The sequence below is a fragment of the Paenibacillus agaridevorans genome, assembly GCF_018604145.1.
Taxonomy (GTDB): Bacteria; Bacillota; Bacilli; order Paenibacillales; family Paenibacillaceae; genus Pristimantibacillus; species Pristimantibacillus agaridevorans.
In genome coordinates this window covers 4689559-4711852 of record NZ_CP075889.1, presented here as the reverse complement: position 1 = coordinate 4711852, position 22294 = coordinate 4689559, and the positions used below count along the sequence as shown (strand labels likewise).

Here is a 22294-nt window from a genome sequence, read left to right as displayed (position 1 = left end):
GGAACGATGGGAATGATGGTTGTGTTTTGGAGTCCCTTCCCCGGCCAGGCCGGAACGACGACCAGCCTGCTTGCGGCAGCGACATGTATGGGGCTGGAATATTCGTCGCGAATGCTGCTCCTCGGCCTTTTGCGAGAGGAGGATGAGGCGGTGCAGCGCGCCTTTTACACGTCGGAAAAAAATCCATCCCCCTTGCCGGATATCGGCATGGATGCGCTATTGCGGCTGCTGCAAAACCGCAAGCTGGAGGCGAGTATGCTGCGAGATTATGCGCAGCCGCTGCTCCGGGAACGGCTGGATGTGCTTCCCGGCTCGGCGAAGCCAAGCGCAGGGTTTGCCGGCATGGCAGAACGCTGGCTGGAGCCGCTATTGGACACCGCCAGGCGCGCCTACGATTTAGTGCTGCTGGACGGCGGTAGCGGAACCGCTCCGGGCTGGCGGGAGGAGCTGCGGAATGGGGCGGATATCCTCGTCGTTTGCCTGCCGCAGAATCGCTTGCTGCTGGATCGCTTTTTTCAATCTCCGGAAAGCGCGCAACTCAGCACTCGGAAAGCAATGATTGTGTTTGGACAGTTCGATCCGGCCTCGTCCCTGACCATCAATAACCTCCAACGCCGATTTCGTTGGCAGCAACCGGCCTTTCCGGTCATGCACAATACGGGCTGGTTGGATGCAGTGCAGCATGGGGAGGCGATTCCGTTCTGGTTTCGCAATCGCAAGACCTCGCGGCAGCATGAGAACGATCGCTTTGTCCGTCAGGTACGTGCGCTGGCGCATTCGCTAATCGAAGGCACGGGCATGAATCAGCCTGTGTTCGGCGGCAAGGAGGACAAGCCATGATGACGCTACTGAACTCCCTGATTGTCATTTCCTTGCTACTCCTGGCCGTTTTCTTTCTCTATTTGCGCATGAGCCGCCGTCTGCCGGAGGGAACGACGGAAGAAACGGCCTATACGCTGGAGGCGATGACATCGTTCATCAAAGACACGTTGCACGAAATGACAACAAGTCATCTCAGCGATTTTGGCTTGTCTGAGGAGGAGTATCGCCGCCGCAAGAACAAGCGGGCAGAGCTAAAGAAGGCGCTTCGCGGCTGTACCTCAGGCGACTTGCGGGACAAGGAATACGTGAAGCAAGTGATCGCCGATTTGCTGATGCAGCAATACGAATTGGACGATGCGCACTTGAATCTGCTGCTGCCATTTCATCAACCGGGCGCGCTCACCGCCCAGGATCAGTTCGACATCTTGCTGGATCGTTACAAACAGCAATTCGGGCTGCGGGCGCTGGAGCAGATGCTTCAGGCATATGAGCTGGATCGGCAACGCTTCGATGAGGACGGGCAGATTGAAGCTTACCGTATTTCGAGGGCAGAGATCCGAGACATCTACGTTAAGGAATCGCCCTCCTTGCAAACCGAAGACAAGCTTCGCATTGTCGTGCAGCGAATCTATCAGCATTACAAGGGCTTTAGCGTTATCGACGAGCTGCGCGATATGCGGATCGACGGTGTGTCCGGGGGCGTATCCGGGCTGCCGCCACTGATGTGGGAGGGCGAATGGGTGCTGGAGGACGAGGTACAGTGGCAGGCGCTTCCTCGTTCGCACGATAGTGTCTGGCTGTTTTACAAGGGCAAGTCCATTCATTTGAGCTTCCTATCGTTTGGCTCGGAGCAGGAGTTACGCCGCGTCTGCCAAATCATCTACAAGCACAATTTTCCCGGCCAACTATCCGAAGCAAATGGCTATAAGGTCAATGAAATGGGCGATGGCTCCCGCGTTGTCGTCTTGCGCCCTCGGTTTTCAGAATCGTGGGCTTTTTTTGTGCGCAAATTTGATGTGCAGAGCGCCACGCTAGAGCAACTGATTCAGGACGAAAACGCGGAATTACCGATCGGACTCATCCGCTATCTGGTGGCAGGCGCACGTATTACGGCGATCACCGGCGCACAAGGCAGTGGCAAGACAACCCTGCTGATGGCGATGGTGCGCCATATTCCAGCGGTGCTGCCGATTCGGGTACAGGAAATGAGCTTTGAGCTGCAACTGCGCAAGATTTACCCGAACCGCAACATTGTCAGCCTGCGTGAGACGGAAACGATTACCGGCCAGCAAGGGCTGGACATTCAGAAGAAGACGGACGGCTCGGTGAACATTTTGGGGGAGGTAGCGACCGACCCGGTTGCTGCCTGGATGGTGCAGATGGCGCAAGTCGCTTCCCTTTTTACATTGTTCACCCATCACGCCAAAACGTTCCGCGATTTGGTGCTGTCGCTGCGCAATTCGTTGCTTAAAACCGGCGTGTTCAGCAGTGAGCGTGTTGCGGAGCAGCAGGTCGTCAGCGTGGTCAATTTCGATATTCACCTGCGCCGTGACTTGGATGGTAGACGTTATATCGAACGGATTACGGAATGTGTGCCGGAGCCGCAGGAGGCAGATTATCCGGTTGAATTTACCGGCAAAATGACCAAGGATGTGCGGCTGGCCGCTTTTATGGAAACGGTGCTGGAGTTTTTTCGGCGCTCGACGGATCGCCCGCTGTATACCGCGCGGAATCTGATCGAGTACCGGGACGGACGGTATGTTGCCGTTCATCCGTTGTCCGAGCAAAGCCGTCAGGACATGGCGACCTATTTGAGCGGCCCGGATCAAGCGGTTTTTGATGCCTTTCTGGACAGCAATTGGGGGGAAGCACCATGATTCGAGAATGGCTTTCTCCACTGCTCGGCATTTCGATGGTTCTTTTTTTGATGGCAGTTGCGGCGTTCCTATGGCTATCCCGCCGCGATTCAGACATTGCTGCCATTCGGCGTTTCGAATCGCTGCGTAAGCCGGGACAAGCCTCGCGCAGGCAAGCGATGTACAGTTTTCTGCAACAGTTGTACAGCGTGTGCGAGCAGGTGCCGATCCTGCGCGCCTATTTGCATCACCTGCGCAAACGTCTCCTGATCGTTCGGCTTGGCGACGAGTGGAAGCTGCGGCTGGAGACGATGAAATCAGCCTTGTGGGTATGGAGTCTTCTGCTATTATTCGTCATTCCGCTTGCTGTCATGGTACGCGATCTGTTCACCTGGGGCATGCTACTGCTCGGTCTATGGGTAGGGCATGGTGTGTTGGCGGACATGGGCGTGCAACGACTGGAGCTACGTCTGCTCCGGCAGCTTCGCACTTTCTTCGGCGATATCCGCCATCACTACCATCGGCATGGCATGGTGGAGGAAGCGATTTACGAAGCGGCGGACGGTGCGCCCTATGAAATGGCGCTTCATGGGCAGGAGCTGTACGAGATGCTGACGGACAGCGACGCGGAGGAAAAGCTGGCACAATACGTGGAGCTGGCTCCCAACCGCTATTTGCAGGGAATGGCCGGATTGTCTTATCTCATTAAAGAGCATGGCGACCGAAAAACGGAAAGCGGCTCGATTTACCTGAAAGGGCTGGAAAAGCTGTTAGGCGAGCTGAATCTGGAGCTGCTGCGGCGAGAGAAGCTTAGCTATTTGCTGCAAGGGCTGACGGTGATTGCGCTAGTACCATTGCTCTTTACCCGTCCGATTGAGGCATGGGCAAGCCACTTCTTTCCCTCGATGGACGCCTTCTACGCCGGGGCGCTCGGCTGGTTGGCGAAGTTGATCCTGCTCGTCGTCGTATGGCTGTCTTATGTGCTGCTCCGCGCGTTGGCGGAGTTGGATGGTGGCGCTCGGCATACGAGCCGTAATCGTTGGGAAAAGCGCGTGTACGGCTGGCCATGGGTGCGTTGGATCGTCCAGCGGCTGGGGCCGGCTCCCGATTCGCGGGAAGCGGAGCGGGTGACTCGGCTGCTCAAGGATACGGCTTCACCGCTGTGGCTGGAATGGTTTTATGTACAGCGCCTGGCCGCGGGCGCGTTGGCTTTTGCTGCCGTGCTAGGGCTGTTCGTGTCCATGCATGCAGCGGAGCGGCATCAACTGCTCTATGCGCCAGTCAAGCCGGGGATGCTGTTCGGGCAGTTGTCGGTCGAGGATGAAGCCAAGGCACAGGAAGCCGCGGCACTGGATCGTCGGATTCTGGAACAAGTAAAGGAGGTGAGGCCGCGCAACGAACGCATCATTATGAATCTGCTCCAACAGCAGGTTGTTGGCACGGAACAAGAGGAGCAGCTTCGGTTAACCGCGCGGCGGGTAATGGAGAAGCTTAAGCAACTGGAGCAGCCATGGTTACTGTGGTGGGAGGTGTTTCTGGCTCTTGCCGCAGGCTGGGGCGGGTATGCGCTTCCCGTAGGCATTCGGTTGTTTGAGCGACGCATGCGGAGGATGGAAATGAAGCACGAGGTCGATCAACTGCAAGCGGTGATCGCCATGCTGGCTGGGATGGAGCGCATGTCGGTCGAACAACTGCTGATCTGGATGGAACAGTTTGCCCGTGTATTCAAGGAGCCATTGCAGGTGTGCTTGCTCCACTTTGAGCAAGGCGAGGAGCAGGCGTTGGCGCAGCTCAAGGAGGATACGCCGTTTCTGCCGTTTGTAAGGACGGTGGAGAAGCTGGAACTGGCGTCGCAGCATTTGACGATTCGCCAGGCGTTTGACGATCTCGAAGCAGAGCAGGCTTTTGCGCGGGAGCAACGCAAGCAGGAGTACGAGCAGTTGATTGAGCAAAAGGCAGGCTGGGGGCGCTGGATTGGCTTTACCCCCTTGATGACACTGATCTTCGGGTATTTAGTGATCCCGCTTATCGTCGTCAGCCTGCAGCAAATGACCGTCTACTATGAGCAGCTTCAACGTATTCAGTAAAAGGCACGATGATCCTTCCTTTTCTTCGCGGGGAAGGCTTTTTGTCGATCCCTATTATAAGGAGCGAATTCAATGTCCAATGCACAAAAAGCACTGGTAATGGCAGCGGGGATTTTCCTCGCTATTGCCCTCATTACCCTGGCTGTAGTCTTGTTTGTTTCAGCCCAGGATTCCACTAAGGCAGCGCAAAGCAATTTTAGCAATATTCAAACCGAGCTATCGCAAACGGCCTTTACCGTGTATGACAATACAACCCTCTCGGGTAGCCAGGTTGTCAATGCGCTGCGAAAATTTCGCGATGTTGATCAATTCGGCATTCAGATTTACACCGGCAAAAATCCGGCTGGGCAATGGTATGGCAAAACGATCAATACAAGCGTGCCGATGGACAACGTGACCTATGGTACGGTCGTCGGTGTAGCTCCGGGCTTGATCGCACAAACCGTAGACGAGGCGGACATCAACTACGTGAATCCGAGCGGTAAATTCCGCGCCAATCTCGTGCTGGACAGCAGCAATGTCATTCGCGGCATTGTGTTCCAGCAGTAGTAAAACCGAAGGGAGGCTCGGAAGCGTCCGGGGGATCCCGGGCGCTTTCGTTGGAGGGGAGGAAGTGCTGGTGGATTACGCTCCGAGAACGATGATGGAGATAAGTGTTGCTTTTTTGGCGTTTTTGCTGGCTGCAGGAACGGGGCTGCTGCTGTTTCAAAACGGAGCTTCGCTGAACACGTTGGCTTACATCTCGAGTCAAGCCGAGGATCGCAGCCTGCATCAAACGGTAAGTCCACTACAATCTGGCGACGGCACAATGAATGGCGCGGAGGTGCTTCATATGCTGGCACGGCTGGAGGATGGCGATGCGGAAATGATTGTGGACGGTGTGCGGTACGCAGCTCCGATAGAACGGGGGCAGCTTCGCGCAACGGGCATTCCTTTGCTGGCGAAATATTTGCCCGATTATGAACGTGATGCGGATGGGCATTTGCTACGGCTGCTGTTAAGGCGTGTGCCATGAATACGCTGATTAAACTGTTCGCAGTGTTGATTGCGCTCCTGCTACTCTACCTGTATCCCCTCTCCGCCGCCTTTGATCAGCAGGATGATATTTCCGAGCTGATTGCGCTGCGGGTGACGACCTCGTTTGTGGATGCGGTGCGCGACAAGGGCGGCATTACGCCTGTGATGTACAACGATTTTATGAACGCGCTGGCGGCAACCGGAAACAGCTTTGCCGTTGAGATGGAGCATGGCAGCAAGACCTATGTGCCGGTCTATGATGATCCAACCCTTCCGGAAACGTTCCGCGGTACCTACGAAATTCATTATGATGCGTACTACAACGCGCAGATTTTGCCGGTACTGTTTCCCGACCATACGCTGGCCAAGGATGCCCCAGGCCGTCGATACCGCATGCGGGAGGGCGACAGCTTCTCGGTTACGGTGCGCAATACGAACCGGACTGCAGGGACGCTGATCTTTGACATGCTGAACAACACGATCAGTCCGTATGAAAAGATCGTCATTCCTTATGGAGGGATGGTGCGCCATGCGATGGATTGAGTGGGCCATAGTCGGCGCACTGTTGTTCCTTCCGTTTGCGACGATCAACCGCATCGAGACGGATGCGTTGCGCCGGACGCTGCTAACCGAGCTGCGTTACGATGCAGCGCTGGATGCGGCGGTGGACGATGCGGCGAGCCAGTTGATCGGCAATGCCAGCCAGCAACGGGAAGCGCAGTATGGCTCGGACAAACGGATTGCACTCAATAAGGAAGATGCTGTTGCGGCGTTCTACCGGACGCTGGATGCAGGCTTTGGTGTTGGAGGTGATCCGGTGGCACAAGGCGCTTTGCATCGCTACGTTCCGGCGATTGTGATTGTCGGTTATGACGGTTTCTATGTCTACAGCGAACAGGAATGGACGGGCACGGACGGAAAAATGATCATGAAGCCTGTATGGGGAGCGAAGAAGCCTTATGCCTATTCGGACGTGGCGGGAAACAGCCTGTCGTTTACGCTGGATCAGGAGGTGCTGGCCTACGATGCGGCGAGTGGAAGCTGGCAAGAGGGCCTACGGCAGGACATTCGGCAGCAAACATCGATTATGCTCCTGCAGGATGCCGAACAATTTGAGCGGACAAGGCGCAGCACGATAGTCCGGGCGATTCAGGACGAGCTGGCCTATCGGATCAACCAATACAACGAAACCGTCTTCCGATCCGGATTTTCTTACGTGTTCACCTTGCCGCTGATTCCGGATGAGGACTGGAGCAACAGCATTAATGATGTAGGTGTTCTGGCGTTTTTGCAAGGTATTCCGATAGGGGCGAGGCTTTACAACAGCTATGCGCTGGGTGGGAGCCGGGTGGTGAAGCCGGAGGTAATTATCGGCGCACGCAAGGGAGAGATGAAGGTGTACTACCGCAGCTCCTGTGGCTATGGTTACCCGCCTGAAGAAGTGTTTGCCAGCGAGCAGTCGGCTGCCGGCAAGGGGTATATGCCGTTGTCTTGCCCCTGGAACTGAATAAGCAAGAATGGAGAGGAGCCGCATGATATATCGTTTGTTGCTAATGGTAGCGGCATTGATAGGACTAATGGGATTTGCAAAAGTTACGGAGGAACAACCACTGGCAGTAGCCGGTGAATCGAGCCGTATCCATCCTCAACTGAATTCCTATGTCGAGGAGATAATCCCCGGCGACGAACGCGAATATCCGATTGATGTGACCAATTCGTCCGATGAAGAGGTAACGGCACTTCTTTACGCTGCAGATGCCATACCCGCGATTGGTGGTGGCAATGATTTCACCTTGCCGACCGACCCGGATTTGGGAGCGGCTGCTTGGTACACGACGCCGGATCAGACGATCACGCTTTGGCCCGGAGAGACGCAACGCTTCCTCATGAAAATGCACATACCGGAGCATGTCCAGCCCGGTCAATATGTGTCGGTAATCGGGGTTTTTATTGATCCCAATAGAGCGTTAAAGAACGCAACTTGTGGTGAGGAGCAATTTCATACAACAATGGTTTTCAAAGCAGGCGTGCAAGTGGTACTGAATTATTCGCTGGCGGAAGCCAAGCCGCCTGAGGCCATCCCCCATGCAGCAACGTATGCGATAGACAACGGAAAGGCTGTTTTTTCCATTCTATTGATTAATGAAGGAGATAGTATGTCCATGCCGCAACTGGAAGTTGAAATTACGCAACAAGAAGGTAACAAACAGCTGCTGGAATGGGAGGCTGCCGTCGGCTTCATTTATGCCGGAACTGCGGCACAGTATCAAATGGAACTGGAGCAACCATTGCTGGAGGGGGCTTATCTGGCCGAAGTGAAAATCTCCGTGAGTGGACATACAGTGCGCAAGGTTCTGCCATTTGAAGTGAATCAAGCCATCACCCTTTCCCAACACCAGACGGCGGATAGTGAGTTTATGGATGAAGAACGACGCTTCATTTTATCTCGTGTTTATTTCTACGGTGTTATCCTGTTGATCGTTATTTTGTTGGCCGTATACCAGAAGAGAAAGAGCAAGAAATGAGACCAAAGAACCTGGCACGCTACCAAGGAGGGCTTCCAGTCACGCTTGCTTAATTAGAACGCAAATCTCGCAGTTTTCTTGCATCGTCATATCGCCGCAGTACTCATATAGCTGAATAACACAAAAATCTGTTGCTAAGAGTGCTGAATAGCTTCGGCTGTATGCTGGACACTGAATACAGCATACAGCCCTCCTGGAATTATGCCTTCTTGAACGTGGTTATCGATCTGAAAGTGAGCAGGGAGCACGATACAGGACATCCTTTTCAGTTGGAATTGAGCTCATCTCGGATGCTAACATGATATTAAATTTTCTCACAAAACTTTTAAAACTTGCATATCAAAAGGACTTTTACAGGTAGGGTGGACAGCTTCGAAGCCAATCTACTATCATAAAAGAAAAGAAATATCTTCCAACTGGTACTCCGAGTTTTGCTTTTGAAGGATGATAATAAATGAAGGAGTGGATGTGTTGAAGAAGTGGTTGCTTATGTTGACGGTTGTGATGATGCTCGGTAGCATGACAACAACAGTAAGTGCAGCGAGTCTGCCGCCAACGTTTGTCACGGTCGTGATGGACGGCAAGAAGCTGTGGTTTCCTGATGCACAAGCGTTCATCGACGAAAACCAGCGGACGTTGGTTCCGGTGCGGTTTGTAGCGGAGGCGCTCGGCGCAAAGGTAGGCTGGGAAGCGGAGAACAGATCGGTTCCGATTCAGAAGGAGACTCAAAGCATCCGCTTGAACATTGGCAGCAATATCGCAACGGTCAATGACGAAGAAGTGGCCTTTGATACCCAAGCAGTGATGCAAGGCGGACGCACCTTTGTACCGTTGCGATTTGTCAGCGAAATCCTTGGCGTGGCGGTGGAGTGGGACAGTAAAACGAATACGGTTTTTTTGACTACAACGGAACAACTGAATGTCAAGACTGATCCGTGGGGCAGGTTGATTCGCACGACCAATCTCCCGAAAAATGCAGCGAATTATCCGTATATTCTGGCAGATGTTCCTAACGCAATGTACGAAATGACGTATCCTTATCATCATGAGGAAAGAAACAAAGTGGCAGCTATCGTTGCAGGCCAGGCTGAATATAGCAAGCAAAACAAGGATATTTGGATGGCCCGTCTTAAGATGTTCGGGAGTATCTGGCTGAATGTGGATTATCGGACAATTGACGATTCGTGGGCACAGGCGCTTTTCGCGACCAAGATGCAGAATTCAGATGGAGAGTTGCGACGCATTCGAGAATATGTGAGTTGGGTAAAAGAAAACCACATACGTATTGAAGGGTACCTCGATCCTGAACCGAGCATGAGCTTCTATGATGGTTTTGGGTCCGATCATATTCGCGCTCATTTCCGGGTACGCTTTGTTTCTTATGATAAATCAGAACGTCTGTTATATGATCAATGGTTTCCGAACGATCTCCGTTTTGAAAAGGGAACATGGTATGAAGGGTATACCGACATTCAGATGAGTACCAATGTTGGTGGAGACTGGGGAAGCACATTAAAAGTTTCTCCAACCGCAAGTCTCTTCTCCAACTATATGTTTGTGAAGGTGGCTGAAAAAAGTGAATAGGACGAGAAGATTTACACGTTTGGTATGCACGCTTATGGCGTGCATTTTTTTATTTTCTTTTTTCGAGATTGCTCCATCGCATGCAGCACCTGACATTACAATACGAGATGGGATCGTGCAATTTAAGATTACCAGCACTGCGGCAAGCACTTCTATCCGCTATCAGACCGTTGGCTGGGCTGTGAGTAGGGAACAACTCTGTTCGCAAACGGCATCAGGGAAACAGTGCTCTGATCCGAGAAACAAACTGCATGCCATTTTTTCCAACGATGAAATTGTGCAGACAGGACTAAACCCAAACCCGCCAATCCCAGGACAACCTCTGACGGCGTTTTATGAAGTACCGGAATCAGTCGTCACACAAAGACTTTGGGCGGCAGGCATGGACGGTATTCAGGACAATGACAATCTGTACTTTTATGCGGTCATGGTATCGATCAACGGAGATGGCTCTGTCCGTAAAGGTCCCTTTTATACCTTGTCGGGCATCAAGCAGGCAGAGGGCTGGAGGGTTCCTGACGATTTGGACGACTATTTCGGTCTTCACATTCCCTATCGCAGTGCGGAGTTTCCAGTAGATGTCGTGGCCAAAACCGTGAATGGCCGAATCATTCATAAGCCGGATGTAACGTTTTTAAAGGGCAAGTACAAAATCGGGGAAACGGTTGACCATGAGTTTCCGGCGACACTAAACGATGGTGGAAAAACGTATCGGATCGTCCGCTCCTACTTGTCGCCCAAGCAGGATACAACACAGAAGAAGTGGTTGCAGGAAAATCCCGAAACCAACGATAAAGTCCGTATTCGAAGCTTTACGGTCGCATTGGGCGGATCGGATGCAATTGCCGAGTATGAGGAAGCTGCGAGTCCTGTAAAGGTTATCTACCAGAAGGAAGACGGCACAGTGCTGCAGGAGGTGGATAAGGGCGAGTTCGCGGCAGGAGCGGAGGAGAATCACACATTTGAGGCTACGATCACTAAGGGCGGGCAAACGTATGAAATTATTCGCTCCTACATTACCAGCAACAGCAACCTATCCGAGAAGCTATTCATTCAGGAAAAGGGCGACAGCAAGCTTCGCGAACGATCCATTCTAGTCGGCCCGAGCGGCTCCAACTTTGTCGGTATCTACAAGGTGCCTTCGCCCGTTACGGTTACCTCCCGAATCGATGCACCGGGGCAGGCGGCTTCGACGGAAACTACAGTTACGGGAGATTTTACGTTTGAAGCCAAGTCGCCAAGCCAGCTTGCATCGTACCGTATTAAGAGCATCGAAAACGCACAATTGGTCAACGCCAGCCAGCAGACCGGCACACTGAGCGGCACATCGGCCAGCAAGTCGCTGCCGATTCGCATTCCGCTTGGCAGCAGCGATCAAGTCGCCGTTAAAATTACAGTCGTGGTGACAGATAAGGACAACCAGAAGGGTGATTCGACCGCCGATCATACAGTACTGATTAATCGCGGCGGGGAGCCTCCACAAAACGGCTCCGAGCAGCAGCGCGAAGACATGGATGCATCGGCATCGGCGGTGATTAAAGCAGATGTGCGAGGAGCAGAACGTTTTGATGTGAGCAAGGGCATCCCGACTTCGGAGAGCCTGTACGTGAACGCTAGAGCCAAAGCTTATTTATACCGGAACCAGTTTACGGAGATCAAAGGAACGAAAACGTATCCGATTACGGTCAGCCGCACCTATTCGCTGTCCTGGACCGAGTATGTCTCCGGCCCTCCGGACAGTAAGGGCAACCCGACCACTGTGCCGGTACCGCGTTCGGATTCGCAAACTGTTACCCAAAGCTATACGGTGGAGCGCAAGTATAGCTTCTGGCTCATCGACCGGCTGGAGGTATACGGTTTGCAGCGCGCTGAGGTAGCTAACTATGCCTTGCCGGGTGGCAGGGTGACGCTGCAACCGATCGGCTATACAGCACCTACAGTCTCAGCCAACCATGAGGCATCCGTCTCGGCGCATGTGACGGATCCAGTGTATCGTAATGTGACCTTACCTATCCAATCACTGAACGGCGGCTCCAGCCGCCCGTCAGTGCCAACCGAGAACTGGAAATCGGAGGCGGAGCAGGCGGTCGGGAAGATTAAGGTGCGAAACGATTCGCTTGTTTTTAACGGACAGACCATCATGAATAACGGCACAGTGGAAGAAACAGCCCCAGCTCCGGACGTGATTCCAGCTGCGCCCATGATCGGGCAAAACGTGTTGTACGGCAGCGGGTTTGTCATTGATTCGGGCAAAAGTAACAAGGCCGCGCAACCAAGCAGCGGAACGCTATCCTATGCGCTGATTAAGGGTATTGGAGGCGGCAGCAATCAAACCTTCCAGATTTCCGGCATCAATCCGGTGACGGTGCATACGCCGGTTGTGAATAGGGCCACCATCTCCGACGATCAGGCGCATAACCAGAGGACGGTGCAGACCTCCGGGCGTTCGGCGCTCATTTTGAATCGACCCTTTACCGTAACCAACCCGACCAGCGGGGAGCACCGGAATATAACAGGCTATGGCAACCGAGATTATGCGAAGTACCTTCGGGACAAGCAAGTGCGATTCCCCTTCGATGTGTACAAAGCCGACCGAACCACGCTGATCCCGAAGGAGACCTGGACGTCGATTCCGGTCGGCCAGCTACAGACGACGTTTTATTTGCCTACGTGGGTGGATGAAGGAAGCTATGATTTGCTATTCCGCTCCTTTGCCGAAAACAGCCCGGCTTCATTTACCTCGCAGCCGAATGCTAATCTGGAGGTGAGCCATCATGTCGCCACGCAGGTGGTGCCTGTTGAGGTGATCGGCCGTTTATTTGATTTCCGCATCACCGATATTGCGGACTACCAGTGGGAGACCGTGTTCCGCACGGCAAAGGGTAGCGCCACGCCAACCGGCAACAGCTATTGGGTGGGCTCGAAGGGGATTGACGGTGCAGCGCGTGGCAATACAGCTCCTTACGTGCTGCCCATTCGTCCGGGCAGCCACCCGGAGATTGGTAAGAAGAACATCGCGATAAAGACAGGCTATCATTTCAAATATGAGGTCAAGACGCTTGGCAATATGTTTGCTGCAGGAGACGGCATCCTAATTACGCCAACCTTCTATTTCGTGGACAAAAAAGGGCAGAACCGCCAGCCGGTGGACTTGTATTATCACTCAGGCAACAAACGGTTTATTCGCATTGGCTCTGCGGAGGACACGGAGCAGCGGCTGGTGACGCTGGATACCCGGCTACGTAATGTCCCGCTGCAAGAACTAACGAATACCGCGGGTTCCCTCTGGAGGCTAAATGGTGCTACTGGTAATCAGACCACGTATGTGCAGCAATTTTTGAAGGATGCGGCGCAAAAGAAGATTTACGTTGGCGGTTATGACGGCGTGTTGCTGCCTCAGCAGCTTCGTACCTTCATTGGTAGCATGCAGGTGCCAAACGGCGTTGATACGGCGCGAGCGAATGCGGCCGTTCAGCTTTGGCGAGGGGAATATAGCTTGCCTGCTGCACCGTATGCGGTGCCTGCGGGTTTTAATGTGGCAGAATACGGACGTAAGCACAAGTTGGATAACCAGTCTCCAATTTTCCTGCGCGATGGCTATCTGATTGTTAATTTCAACATCGAGACCATACGCAACCGAAATACCAGCCAGCCGCATTTGCAATACAAAAATGCACCGCTGAACAACCAGTGGCAAATGGAGGGCTTTGGCCGTAGTTTTGTCGATCCGTATGGCGCAAGGTTTTCCTTGCTGGATGGCGACGTAGCGTTTTATCATGCCGATCTGTCCAGCTACGACGATTTCGGAGCGGGCGGCACCCACTGATTTCACCAAGCGGGAGGGATGAATATGATTGAGAAGCTGCAAAGCGCCGCTCCCGAGGAAGCGGCCTATTTTTATTCAGGTTCGGCTGAGAATGAGATGGGGCGTTCCTGCATCGGCCACTTGCGAGGGGATTTCGGGCGCTCGGGCGAGGAGTTTTGGGTGTCCTGGTTTCCGCGGAACTCCCCCTTTGAAACGCCAGCCTTTAAGGACGAATTGGGCAAGGTGTTTCAGGCGATAGGTGATCAGGATGTGCTGAAAAGCCGTCAGCATATGCTTCACTTTTGCAGCAAGCACCCGGAGGCGCGCATTACCGGGGCAAGGAGCACGGACGTATACGGCTTTCGCATGGAGACGAAGGAGCATCGCTACTATTTGCGCTGCTTCCCCTTTGTTGGAGATTACAATTTTTACCTGTATTGCTACGCCCGCCCGGAGCGAGTGGCTGAGCAGCATCGGCAAGCGCCTGCCGCTCCTGCATCGCAGAAGAAAAAGAAGGAGCCGCAACGGTAGGAGGACGCCATGAATGATTTGACACGTTATCGGCTACTGGCAGATACCGATCTTTCCCCAGCGGCCAAGCTGCTGTACAGCTATTTGCTGGATTTGGCGGGTGGACAAAGCAGCACGGTATGGCTGTCCTCCCGCCGCCTCGCGGCAGAGGTTGGTCTTTCGACCTCTGCTATCCGCCGCAACCTGCATCGTCTGGAGCAAAACGAATTGATTCAGCTTACCTCGCGCTATTCCGAGGAAGGCATTCGATTGACCAACAAAATAACGATCCGGTAAGGAGGTGTTTCCATGACAGCCAAACTGCAGCGCATGGTCGAGCTGTCTGCCCGTACCTCACAGGCGCTGGTGAACGATACCGGACAATGGGCCGATTTTTTGCGCACCGCCGCATGGAACTACAAATATCCGTTTCAGGATCAATTGCTAATCTACGCGCAGCGTCCCGATGCCACCGCCTGTGCTCCGATTGAAGTTTGGAATAAAAAGCTGAACCGCTGGGTTAGACGTGGTGCGAAGGGCATTGTGCTGATTGAAGATCGGGGCAGCAGCCTGGGACTGCGCCATGTGTTTGACGTGACAGACACGCAAAGCCGCCAGTCTCAAGCCGTGCCGCTCTGGCACATGGATGAGGCGGATACGGAGGCTGTCCTTGAAACGCTGGAGAACGCCTTTGGATACGAACAAGAGCAGGGTATGGATCTGCCCGGCTCCCTGCTCACAGCGGCGCGGAACGCCATGGAGGACCACAGCGCCGATTATGTCCAGATGCTGCTCTCCGAGCGCGATAACAGTCTGCTTGAAGAACTGGATGACGCGCATGTGGAACTGCTGTTCCGGGAAGTCGCGCAATATGCCGTCACCTATATGACAATGGTTCGCTGCGGGCAGGAGCCGTCCCCTTATATTAGTACCGATGACTTGTCTGGTGTCGGTTATTTTAATACCCTGCCCGTACTATCGCATTTGGGAGCCGCGATCAGCGATGTGGCGGAAACGATTCTGCGGGAAATCGAGTCCACCATCCGGGCGCAGCGCCGCGAAAACATACGAAATCAGATGCTGGACCCAAGCCACACCGTTGCAAGGCCAGAAACACTACTGCACAATGAAGCTAAATCACGCGAAGGAGAGATGGAGCATGGAGCTGAACTACACACAGAACGGGGATTACCTGCTGCCGGATCTGGTACAGCCGGTGTCGATGAGCATCGGGAAATACGGCCTGCTGCGCAAGACGTTTCTGAAAACCGAGCGGAAGGGCACCTACGCCCACCTGATGCTCTCGGAACAGCTACACCAGCATCTGGCGGAGATCGACCGGACAGCGAGGGAGCAGATCGAGCAGACCTTGGCACAACTGTTGATGCAGCACCCGGCACCGGACAAAGCAACCGATCCGCTGGGCTGGACGGGTCACCTGAACAATCTGAAGCAACAAGCGGAGGAACTAATTCTGACCGAACTAGTGTATCGCTAAAATGGCATGACCGGGGAACGGAGGACAATCGTCTTCCGTTTTTTCATGACGGAAATCAGATCAACGATATGCTGCGAACTGCGCCGCTCCTTGTGAGCAAGACGGAGGTCGCCGTCTTTTTTGAAAGCAGCGATTATGCGCGTGAACGTGCGCTTTATGTGAGAAGCTTGTTTCCGCAAGGAATAACGGAGCTGGAGCTAGAGCCGGATAACTGGCTTGGTGTGGAGCCTTATCAAAATGTACTGCATATCTGGACGGGCAAGTCGGACAGCCGAACGGCGCAAGGGTTCTACGATTGGGGCGTCATTGCCGGTCATATCCATAGCATGCTGCTACTGAAGGAATGGGATCGGACGCAGCAACCGTCTGCCGCGCAGCAAATGATGTGGCTGGAGGAAGCGGCGGATGCTCATGCGTCTGCTTTTGTATGGCCGCAGGAAGTCATAGATGCCTTGCTGCAAAACGGAAGCGGCATTGAAAATGGCAAGCTGCGAATTGCCCTTCATTTTCAGCAATCGCTGTCGGCGCAGGACAATGCTGAGTTTTTGAAACGGGAATATGGGACAGGCGGTCGCGTTCCGGCCTTGATCGGTACGAATATTCATGAACATCATGACAGCAAGGGCATTGCGTTGGAGCGCGGGTTTCGAGCGGCTGAGGAAGAGAAGCTGGTACTGCCCTGGATGAAAGTGCAGAAGCGGATCAGTGAGCTGTTGGCGGCTGGACGATATTTGAACCGCAGGGAAGTAGAGCAACTGCCTGTGTATGCCGAGCAACAGGCGGAGCAGCGCAGGAAGCGCGAGGCCGAGCTGCGGGAACGGCGCTCCTTATTGCCTGAGCCACCGCCAGATGTCCCACCGCGTGACCGGATGAAGCTGCGCTATGCGTATGTCGAAGGCAACTCCGTCTTCATCGGAGCAGATGAATATGAAATCGCTCAGTTGGAGCCTGAAAAGGTATGGTTACAGGATAAGCAATTCCCGCTGTTTTCAAAGGAACTAAGCCGGAGCGAGTTAGAACGTCTGCTGCGCGACAATCCGCTGAATGATCATTTGATGACCGATGAACCCTTGTCCGAGGCGGACGTAGCGTTATGGGAAAACGAGGGGATGGATGATCACTCGGGGGAACCGGAGCAAGCGATGTCAGCGCGGGCTGCACCCGCACAAACTGAATCGAACGAAATTCCCATTTCGCCTGTTTCCGAAGCCCCCTCTCACCCACGCCATCCGCCAAGCAATTATCGCATTGTGGACGTTTCCTTGGGGCATGGCGGTGCAAAAACGAAGTTCCGTCGTAACGTGGAAGCCATCCAGCTGCTCCAGCAGTTGGAGGAGGAAAACCGTCAAGCAAGTGCGGAGGAGCAAGCGGCGCTGGCGCATTATGTCGGCTGGGGCGGCATTCCGCAGGCCTTCGATGATGCCAACAGCCACTGGTCTGCGGAATATGCCGAGCTGCTGGCACTGCTAACCCCGGAAGAGTTTGCGTCCGCCCGCGCCTCGACCTTGAACGCCCACTATACGTCCCCTATCGTTATTCAGGCGATGTATGAATGCCTGGAGCAAATGGGCTTTCGGCGCGGCAATGTATTGGAGCCTTCCTGTGGGATTGGTCATTTCTTTGGTCTGGTGCCGGAATCGTTTCAGGATTCGCGGCTATTTGGCGTGGAATTGGATAGCTTGACCGGTCGAATCGCCAAGCAGTTGTACCCGCAGGCGTCGATTGCGATCAGTGGATATGAGCGGACAAATCTGCCGGACAGCTTCTTTGACCTGGCTGTCGGCAATGTGCCGTTTGGCGGCTACGGTGTAGCTGACAAAAAGTATGACAAACACAAGTTTTTGATTCATGATTACTTTTTTGCGAAAACACTCGACAAGGTGCGGCCAGGTGGCATCATGGCCTTCATTACCTCCAAGGGTACGATGGACAAGCAAAATCCGGCGGTGCGCAGGTACATCGCGGAACGGGCGGCTTTGCTCGGGGCAGTGCGTCTGCCGAGCAATGCGTTTCTGGCGAATGCCGGAACGGAGGTTACTGCAGACATTCTCTTTTTGCAAAAACGGGATCGCATGGTGACAGTCAATGAGCAAAGCGAGCCGTGGCTGGCGCTGGCTGAGACGTCGGATGGTGTCCCGATTAACGCCTACTTTGCCGCTCAGCCGGATATGGTGCTGGGCACAATGGCGTTTGATGACAAAATGTATGGCAATCGCGAGGAAACGACGTGCCGCCCTTACCCGGATGCGCCGCTTGATGAGCTACTGCGCGAGGCGCTGGCCAACATTCATGCCGAATGGGTAGAGGGGGAACGCGAAGAGCAGCCGGAGGAAGCGGAGGCCTCCATGCCTGCTGATCCGAATGTGCGCAATTTCAGCTTTGCACTGGTGGAAGGAAAGGTCTATTTCCGACAAAACAGCCAAATGCATCCGGTTGAAGCCTCGGCTACAGCAATGGGACGCATCAAGGGGCTAATTCAACTGCGTGACACGGTGCGCGACCTAATCGAATATCAGACCGAGGATTACAGTGAGGAAGCCATTCGTGAGCAGCAGCGCAATCTGACGGTGCAGTATGATCGTTTTGCGGCACAGTATGGGCTGATCAATAGCCGCGCCAACAGTCTCGCCTTTTCAGACGACAGCGCCTACTTCCTGCTATGCTCGCTGGAAATCCTTGACGATGAAGGGCGCATGCTGCGCAAGGCAGACATGTTTACGAAGCGCACCATTCGGCAGCGGTCGCTGGTAGAGCGAGTGGATACCCCCTCCGAAGCATTGGCGGTATCCATCGGTGTCAAGGCGCGGGTGGATTTGGCCTATATGAGCGAGCTTAGCGGTATCCCTGAAGATAAGCTGGTAAAGGAACTGCGCGGTATCATCTTCCCCAATCCCGAGCAGATGGACGAGGACGGAGAGCCGGTCTACGAGACGGCGGACGCTTATTTATCTGGTCATGTACGCGACAAGCTGAGAATTGCCATGTCATTCGCAGCCCATGACGCGGAACGGTATACCGAAAACGTCTTGGCGCTGGCAGCGGTTCAGCCGCCGGATTTGACCGCTTCCGAGATCGATGTCCGGCTGGGGGCGACCTGGCTGCCTTCCGAGGTCATTCGCGATTTTATGTTCGAGCTTCTGGATACGCCTCCGATGTTCCGGCCTACCATTCAGGTGTTCTATTCTGATTATACAGCGGCGTGGAACGTACGGGGTAAAAACGACGATCGTAGCAACAACATCAAGGCTAACGTCACCTATGGCACCGAACGAATCAACGGCTACAAAATTCTGGAGGATACGCTCAACCTGCGGGATGTACGCATTTTCGATACGGTGATTGAAAATGGCGTGGAAAAACGGGTGCTGAACCGGAAGGACACGGCTATTGCCCAGCAAAAGCAGGAGCTAATGAAGGAGGCATTTGGCGAATGGCTGTGGCGAGATCCGCAGCGCCGCGAACGGCTGACGCGCCTCTACAATGATCGGTTCAATGCAATCCGGCCGCGGGAGTATAATGGTGGCCATATTCGCTTTACTGGCATGAACCCGGAAATTCGGCTCAGGCAGCATCAGGTCAATGCCGTTGCCCGCGCGCTTTACGGCGGCAATGCGCTCTTTGCCCATTGTGTCGGCGCGGGCAAGACGTTCGCGATGGCCGCAGCGGCAATGGAGAGTAAGCATTTGGGCTTGTGCAACAAGAGCATGTTCGTTGTCCCGAACCATTTGATTGAGCAGTGGGCGGCGGAGTTTTTGCAGCTTTACCCTTCCGCCAATGTGTTGGTGACGACAAAAAAGGATTTTGAGACGAAAAACCGTAAAACGTTTTGTGCCCGCATTGCCACTGGAGACTACGATGCAATCGTTATCGGTCATTCGCAATTTGAGAAGATTCCGATTTCCATGGAGCGACAACGGCAGCAGTTGGAGGAGCAGATCTACGAGATCACCGGCGGTATTCGGGAATTGAAGGAAGCTAAGGGCGAGCGCTATGCGATCAAGCAAATGGAGAAGACGAAGAAGACGTTACAGGTCAAGCTGGAGAAGTTGAACGACACAAGCCGTAAGGACGATGTGGTGACGTTTGAGGAATTAGGCGTGGATCGGCTATTCGTGGACGAGGCGGATTCGTACAAGAACCTGTTCTTATACACGAAAATGCGCAATGTTGCCGGGCTGTCACAAACCGAAGCACAGAAATCATCGGACATGTTCATGAAGTGCCGTTATCTGGATGAACTGACCGGAGGGCGTGGCATCATCTTTGCAACGGGAACGCCAATCTCTAACTCCATTACGGAAATGTACACGATGCAGCGGTATTTGCAATACAAGAGCCTGCAAAAGCATGGCATGCAGCATTTCGATTCTTGGGCGTCCACGTTTGGCGAAACCGTCACGGCAATTGAACTGGCTCCAGCAGGAACAGGCTATCAGGCGAAAACGCGCTTTGCACGCTTTTATAACTTGCCTGAGCTGATGAATATGTTAAAAGAAGTGGCCGACATTCAAACTGCAGATATGCTCCAGCTCCCGGTGCCGAAGGCGCATTTTCATAATGTGGCTGTCCCGCCAAGCGAGTTTCAGCGCGATATGGTTGCCGATCTTGCCCGCCGCGCGGAACAGGTTCGGGCCAAGGCAGTTGAGCCGCACGAGGATAATATGCTGCTCATTACGAATGACGGGCGCAAGCTGGCGCTTGATCAGCGGCTGGCGAATCCACTGTTGCCGGATGACGAGGGCAGCAAGATTAGCGCATGCGTGAATAACATTTACCAGCATTGGCAGGAGGGGCATCAGCAGCGGCTCACGCAACTGGTATTTTGCGATTTGTCTACCCCGAAGGCGGATGGAGCGTTTAATGTCTATGATGAGATCAAGCGCAAACTGCTGGAGAAGGGTGTTCCGGTGACAGAGATCGCCTACATTCACGATGCCAATACGGATGCGCAGAAGAAGGAACTGTTTGGCAAGGTACGGACGGGTCAGGTTCGCGTTTTGCTGGGATCGACGTTTAAAATGGGAGCCGGCACGAATGTCCAAACGAAGCTGGTGGCCATTCATGACCTTGACTGCCCTTGGCGACCGAGAGATTTGGAACAGCGTTTGGGTCGGGTGATTCGTCAAGGAAACCAAAATAGTGAAGCCTATATCTACCGATACGTGACGGAAAATACGTTCGATGCGTACCTGTATCAGACGCTTGAAAACAAGCAACGCTTTATTTCGCAAATTATGACGAGCAAGTCGCCGGTTCGCTCTGCGGAAGACATCGATGAAGCGGCGCTCTCCTATGCCGAAGTTAAGGCGCTGGCGACCGGCAATCCGTTTATAAAAGAGAAGATGGACTTAGATATTCAAGTGTCTAAGCTCAAGCTGCTCAAGGCCAACCATCTGAGCCAGCGTTATGCGCTGGAGGATCGGCTGCTCAAGCTGTTGCCGCAGCAGATCAAGTCGACGGAGGAGCGGATCGCTGGGTATGAGCAGGATGTGGCCTTGTATATGCGTCAGGATGCCGAAAGGATAGACGGTGAAGAAGTCGCCTTTGCCGGAATGACGATCAAGGAGTTCACGTATAAGGAACGGGCATCGGCAGGCGCTGCATTGCTGGAAGCCTGCAAGGGGATGATTTCTCCTGATCCGCAGGAGATCGGCCATTACCAGGGCTTCTCCCTATGGCTTTCATTTGACAGCTTCAACAAGGAGTACAAAGCAACCTTGCGCGGCGCACTGGGGCATCATATTTCGCTTGGAGCCGATGCAAGTGGCAATCTGACTCGGCTGAATAATGTGCTTCTTGGATTGCCGGAGAAGCTTGCCTATTGCCGCGATCAACTGACCACACTCCATAAGCAAATGGAAACGGCGAAGGCGGAGATTGCAGCTCCCTTCAAGCAGGAGTTGGAATTGCAGGAGAAGTCAGCGAGGCTGACGGAGCTGAATGTGCTGCTGAATATGGATAAGCGGGAGAACGAGATGATAGAAGCTGGAGGAGTGGACGAAGAACCGGGGCTGCTGGAGCGAAGGAGAATGAATCGGCAGGAACGCTAAGCGAACGGATCGTGTGAGCTTTCGGTGGGCGAAGGAAACAAAGAGAATACCCTCTCTTGATCATGGCAGGTTCGCGCGCTACGCCCGAATCGGGTATGTTGGTTAAGGGAGGGAGCGTGCATGGAAAAGGGATGCTGGCAGCAGTTGGAGCAAAGCTTTGACGTTTTGGAGAATGAAATCACCCGGCGTTTGCGCGGTGAAGAGGCTTATATGATGTGGGTTCAGCGGAGAGTCGAGATTCAAGTGCAGCATCCGTTTGTAAAGAGCGTGATGGATGGCGATGCTTGTGTTTTTCCAAGCGACCAGGATTATCAAGCATGGTTGGAGATTCAAAAGACGTTAGATGAAACGGTACGCCTGGAACGAATGGCGCTTTATTGGCAAGGGCATGCAGATTGCTATGCATACCTGAAAAAATTAGGGGCTCTCTAACCATAGAGATTACATGTGATGAGCCTGACAAGTCTGTTGCCGACTGGTAACAGGCTTATTAACGTTTTTCTCAGTTGTGTGCAAATTGTGAATAACGTTGGGGATAAG

Annotated in this window: 16 protein-coding genes; 15 read left to right on the top strand and 1 reads right to left on the bottom strand. The window is 53.7% G+C overall.

From position 1 onward, the window contains the following. Positions 1–6: 6 nt before the first annotated feature. The 12 genes from KJW29_RS19245 to KJW29_RS19190 all read left to right on the top strand — a co-directional run bounded on the left by KJW29_RS19245 (position 7) and on the right by KJW29_RS19190 (position 14503). Positions 7–840, top strand: coding sequence for a ParA family protein (locus tag KJW29_RS19245; RefSeq protein ID WP_214625764.1), 834 nt, complete (start codon positions 7–9; stop codon positions 838–840). Next, entirely contained in the window at positions 837–2699 is a 1863-nt protein-coding gene (locus tag KJW29_RS19240) for an ATPase, T2SS/T4P/T4SS family (RefSeq protein WP_214625763.1), read from the top strand. The genes KJW29_RS19245 and KJW29_RS19240 overlap by 4 nt, the downstream gene beginning before the upstream one ends. After that, complete coding sequence (locus KJW29_RS19235) at positions 2696–4765, top strand: hypothetical protein (protein WP_214625762.1); 2070 nt, start codon at positions 2696–2698, stop codon at positions 4763–4765. Before KJW29_RS19240 ends, KJW29_RS19235 begins: the two co-directional genes overlap by 4 nt. A gap of 72 nt (positions 4766–4837) precedes the next feature. Next, complete coding sequence (locus tag KJW29_RS19230) at positions 4838–5314, top strand: ABC transporter permease (RefSeq protein WP_214625761.1); 477 nt, start codon at positions 4838–4840, stop codon at positions 5312–5314. 64 nt (positions 5315–5378) lie between these two features. Beyond that, positions 5379–5780 carry a hypothetical protein gene (locus tag KJW29_RS19225; RefSeq protein WP_246608284.1) on the top strand — a complete coding sequence of 134 codons (402 nt, stop codon included), beginning with the start codon at positions 5379–5381 and terminating at the stop codon, positions 5778–5780. Continuing rightward, positions 5777–6325, top strand: coding sequence for a hypothetical protein (locus tag KJW29_RS19220; RefSeq protein ID WP_214625760.1), 549 nt, complete (start codon positions 5777–5779; stop codon positions 6323–6325). Before KJW29_RS19225 ends, KJW29_RS19220 begins: the two co-directional genes overlap by 4 nt. After that, entirely contained in the window at positions 6312–7289 is a 978-nt protein-coding gene (locus KJW29_RS19215; RefSeq protein WP_214625759.1) for a hypothetical protein, read from the top strand. The genes KJW29_RS19220 and KJW29_RS19215 overlap by 14 nt, the downstream gene beginning before the upstream one ends. A gap of 25 nt (positions 7290–7314) precedes the next feature. Continuing rightward, entirely contained in the window at positions 7315–8307 is a 993-nt protein-coding gene (locus KJW29_RS19210) for a DUF916 domain-containing protein (RefSeq protein ID WP_214625758.1), read from the top strand. Between the two features lie 471 nt (positions 8308–8778). Further along, positions 8779–9891 (top strand): copper amine oxidase N-terminal domain-containing protein, encoded by a 1113-nt coding sequence (locus KJW29_RS19205; protein ID WP_209071920.1) that lies wholly within the window; start codon positions 8779–8781, stop codon positions 9889–9891. Between the two features lie 382 nt (positions 9892–10273). Then, positions 10274–13717 carry a DUF5704 domain-containing protein gene (locus tag KJW29_RS19200; protein WP_214625757.1) on the top strand — a complete coding sequence of 1148 codons (3444 nt, stop codon included), beginning with the start codon at positions 10274–10276 and terminating at the stop codon, positions 13715–13717. A 24-nt stretch (positions 13718–13741) separates the two neighbouring features. After that, on the top strand, positions 13742–14227 hold the full coding sequence (locus KJW29_RS19195; RefSeq protein ID WP_214625756.1) for a hypothetical protein: 486 nt from the start codon (positions 13742–13744) through the stop codon (positions 14225–14227). A 9-nt stretch (positions 14228–14236) separates the two neighbouring features. Beyond that, positions 14237–14503, top strand: a complete 267-nt coding sequence (locus tag KJW29_RS19190; RefSeq protein WP_214625755.1) for a helix-turn-helix domain-containing protein — start codon at positions 14237–14239, stop codon at positions 14501–14503. 147 nt (positions 14504–14650) lie between these two features. Here KJW29_RS19190 and KJW29_RS36195 read toward each other — a convergent pair whose 3' ends face one another. Further along, on the bottom strand, positions 14651–15076 hold the full coding sequence (locus tag KJW29_RS36195; protein ID WP_246608283.1) for a hypothetical protein: 426 nt from the start codon (positions 15074–15076) through the stop codon (positions 14651–14653). 64 nt (positions 15077–15140) lie between these two features. Here KJW29_RS36195 and KJW29_RS36665 point away from each other — a divergent pair, with 64 nt between their 5' ends. The 3 genes from KJW29_RS36665 (at position 15141) to KJW29_RS19180 (ending at position 22186) form a co-directional block, all read left to right on the top strand. After that, a complete protein-coding gene (locus KJW29_RS36665; RefSeq protein ID WP_343222607.1) occupies positions 15141–15704 on the top strand; it encodes a TnpV protein in 564 nt (187 codons plus the stop codon). Between the two features lie 68 nt (positions 15705–15772). Beyond that, on the top strand, positions 15773–21754 hold the full coding sequence (locus tag KJW29_RS36660) for a helicase-related protein (RefSeq protein ID WP_343222606.1): 5982 nt from the start codon (positions 15773–15775) through the stop codon (positions 21752–21754). Positions 21755–21874: 120 nt separating this feature from the next. Continuing rightward, entirely contained in the window at positions 21875–22186 is a 312-nt protein-coding gene (locus KJW29_RS19180; RefSeq protein WP_209071915.1) for a DUF6664 family protein, read from the top strand. Positions 22187–22294 lie beyond the last annotated feature (108 nt).